We start from the raw sequence: 3,676 nt of genomic DNA, 5'->3' as shown, positions 1-3,676 counted from the left end.
ATGGGTAATATTCCCTTAGTGTATTTTTCTATTGCTTGACGCGGTGGTAATAGTTCTCCTGTGACGGGATCTTTCACATCACTGGCGGCTAACTCAACAAAATTTGCCATGCAAAAATCCTTGCCAGTGTCACTTAGCATAAACTCGTGTAACACCGTTAAATCGCTATGCTTATTTATTTCATTGGATTTGAGCTTTTCCATCATCTTGGCAATTTCATTAGCTTGCATGGGGCCGCGCCAGTTAAAATGCCACAATAAAAAGCAGCCGTAAAAAAGCCCACCCGCAATAAATATTTCCCAAATCATTTTTTCACCTTTAATAGAAGTTTTCCGTGATTTTGCCCAGTGAAAATCATCTTTAACGCGCTTTGAAAATTATCAAGCCCAGTAACAACATGCTCTCTGAATATAATGTCGCCAGTACGCTTAGCTTTAAGTAGATAACTAAAAGCTTCGGGCACGCGGTGCATATAGTCCTTCATGGTAAAGCCTTGAATTTTAAGGCTATGAGTGACCACAGTCATAAAGTTGGCAGGTCCTGTAGCATTAGCAAAATCGCCATATTGAGACACCGAGCCGCACACCACTATGCGCCCTTGGTAGTTCATGCGCCCCATGACTGCATCAAGTGTGTCACCACCCACATTATCAAAATACACGTCTATCCCTTTAGGGCATTCACGTTTAAGAGCGGCGGGTATTGCCTCATTTTTATAATCAATCACCCCATCGAGCTTCAATGTTTCGAGTAAATACCCACATTTTTCGGGGCCGCCAGCTATGCCAATCACCCTAGCACCGGCCAATTTGGCGATTTGTGCGGCAATAGAGCCCACTGCACCACTTGCCGCCGATACCACTACGGTTTCACCTGCTTGAGGTTGACCAATGTCGGTCATACCAAAATAGCCGGTAAAACCCGTCATGCCTAAGCCAGCCAGATAGTCTTTAGCTTCGGCGAGATTCAGATCCACTTTACGCAACATTTTTGCACCAACCACACCAAAGTCCTGCACCCCCATAAACCCTGTGACCCAATCACCTTGAGTGAATTTATCAGCGCGACTTTCAAGCACTTCGGCCACCCCAAAACAGCGCATCACATCCCCTGGTTGCACTGGCGGCATGTAGCTTCTTTTATTGGTGGTCCAACCGCGCATAGCAGGATCGATAGAAATCCAATCGGTGCGTAGTTTTACTTCACCTTCTTTCAAGTCTGCTAGAGGAGTATGCGTGGTTTCAAAAATGTCATCGGTAGTGCCATCGTGAAACCCAGTGGTGCGTATTTGGGTGGCTTGCATAGTGTTACTCCCACACTTCTTTGTAGTGTTGGCGAATAACCTTACGCTGAGTCTTGAGTGTGAGTAGGCTATCTAGGTTTGTGTTTGCAAATATTTGCGTTATTTGCTGCTGAACTTGGGCGGATTGTTGCTCAAAATGCTGAGTTAAACGCTGCAACAAATAAAATCGGTAGATCATCACTGTGGAGCTCATAGTTTTACCACGCCAATCAAACTGCGCCATACCAAGTGACGCTTGGGACATTTTTTCACTTACACCTGTGGTGCCTGAAGGAACATCTGGGTTTTGTGTAAGCCATTGATTTGTATAGGCGACATGGGCACTTATCTCAGGCAAATACTCTTCGCTGATATAATGCATTAATGCTGTTAGGCTTTGCGGTAAAGCATCGCTTTTAAACAACTCACCTTTACTAGCAGCGTACACATGATTATCGATTGTATGAGGTGAATTCATGCGCTCAATCCATTGAAAAACAGCTGGCGCATGTTGTTGCATCAAGGCAAGTGGATAGGGATCTCGGCCTAAGTGGGCGTACAAGGAGCCGAATAATCCATAGTCGGCAATAGTAGGCCTACCGCCTAGTAAAAAAGGGTGGGCATCTAAATGTACCTGTAATAGTGCCAGAAATTCTAAATAAGCGGCTTCAATACTCGGCAAATTATCGGCGGTGGCACCAAAATATTCTGTGACTTTACGCATTCTGCCACTGGCAAATTCAAAGGAAGCCTCATATTCGGTTTGGTTTGCTGCTGGTGGCAAACAATCTCTAAATGAAGTTTTCAGGAAGGTCAAATTTTGTTTATCAAAATGCCAACGATAATGCATAGCCGGGCGCAGTAAACCTTCAGAGCCAAACAATTCAAATAAATGGGCAATGGCTTTTATGCTGGGATCTTCAGGGAAAATAGAGCCATTGTTGGCTGCATTTTTATCTAAATAATCTAAAATATCGGTGCCATCTTGCAGCAGTTCACCTGAAGGCGTTTTTAATACCGGAATGATCCAACGCCCTACTTTAGGCACGATTTCTTCTCGAAACTCTTGGCTGCCTGCCCCGCGCTCTATAAAGTTAATCTTGTTGAAACGTAAATAAGCGCGCACTTTTGCGGAAAATAACGAGGCCGTCATGGCATATAAAATATAAGGTTGATTATTTTCAGGCATAGTCTTTTTCACTCGACGTTTTTATTAAGCATGGCATTAACAAATCTATGTAATGTCACAAACAATGTCATAACAATATTGATTATGCAAGCAGCATATATGATATTGACACTATTTATGACATCATAATTAAAAATCAAGGCTCAGGACGTAACTTAAATGAAAACAGTTAAATTTATTGCATTAGGTTTGGTATTGATTGTCGCCGTTTTATTTTTTAGTAAAGAAGCGATTACCCTAAAAATAATGCAACGCACCATAGATAAAAACTTAACCAGTAATTTGCTGACATCCTTGCCTGATGGGTTACATGTATATTTATGTGGTGCGGGCTCGCCTATGATGGACGTTAAACGTTCGGGGCCATGCACTGCTATTATTGCCGATAAAAAAGTGTTTATCGTGGATACGGGCAGCAGTGCATCCAAAGTATTGCAACAAGGCCGCGTGCCGCTTGCGAATATTGAAGCGGTGTTTTTAACTCACTTTCATTCGGATCATATTGACGGCTTAGGGGAATTAATTATGCAGCGCTGGGCCAATGGCGCGCACACTACGCCACTGCCGGTGATAGCACCACAAGGCGTTGAAAAAGTAGTAGAAGGTTTCAACCAAGCGTATTTTTTTGATGATGGTTATCGTATTGCTCACCACACCCCAAAAGTCATGCCGCCATCGGGTAGCAATGCAGTAGCCGAGGCGTTTGCCGTGCCTGTGGCGGGTGAAGGGCAATTGGTTTATCAACAAGATGGCTTAACGGTCACGGCATTTAAAGTCGATCATCACCCAGTGTCACCGGCGGTAGGCTACAAGTTTGAATATAAAGGGCGTGCAGTGGTAATAAGCGGTGATACGGTAAAATCGGCCAATGTCGCCCAGTTTGCCCAAGGCGCTGACTTGTTATTGCATGAAGCGCTTTCTAAAAAGTTAGTTATGTTGATCAATGAAAGAGTAAAACAAACCGACCGTGACAACATTGCTAAGATCACCCAGGATATTCTCGATTATCACACCACCCCTGTTGAAGCGGCGCAAACAGCACAACAGGCAAAAGTTAGGCATTTAGTCTTGCACCATATAGTGCCACCCTTGCCCATTAGCACTCTAGAAGACATATTTGTGGAAGGTGTGGATGAAGCGTATTCAGGGGAGGTCACTTTAGGCAAAGATGGCACGTTTTTTAGCTTACCTGTCAATTCAAAAGA

4 protein-coding genes are annotated in these 3,676 nt (G+C 43.8%); 1 reads left to right on the top strand and 3 read right to left on the bottom strand.

The window, feature by feature from the left end; translation table 11 throughout:
- The 3 genes from Q0688_RS13985 to Q0688_RS13975 all read right to left on the bottom strand — a co-directional run.
- Positions 1–308: hypothetical protein (locus tag Q0688_RS13985; protein WP_299077826.1), on the bottom strand; the 308-nt coding region annotated here is incomplete at its 3' end.
- Positions 305–1,303, bottom strand: coding sequence for an NADP-dependent oxidoreductase (locus tag Q0688_RS13980; protein ID WP_299077823.1), 999 nt, complete (start codon positions 1,301–1,303; stop codon positions 305–307). The genes Q0688_RS13980 and Q0688_RS13985, both read right to left, overlap by 4 nt.
- Positions 1,304–1,307: 4 nt before the next feature.
- Positions 1,308–2,471: a glutathione S-transferase family protein gene (locus Q0688_RS13975; RefSeq protein WP_299077820.1), complete on the bottom strand. Its 1,164-nt coding sequence runs from the start codon at positions 2,469–2,471 to the stop codon at positions 1,308–1,310.
- Between the two features lie 159 nt (positions 2,472–2,630).
- Between Q0688_RS13975 and Q0688_RS13970 the strand changes: the two genes are divergently transcribed.
- Positions 2,631–3,676, top strand: a 1,046-nt coding sequence (locus Q0688_RS13970) for an MBL fold metallo-hydrolase (protein WP_299077817.1), incomplete at its 3' end; no start/stop codon positions are given.

The organism is uncultured Paraglaciecola sp., assembly GCF_937123705.1.
Lineage (GTDB): Bacteria > Pseudomonadota > Gammaproteobacteria > Enterobacterales > Alteromonadaceae > Paraglaciecola.
The sequence above is the reverse complement of the archived record's forward strand: the minus strand, read 5'-3'. Positions and strand labels throughout refer to the sequence as shown.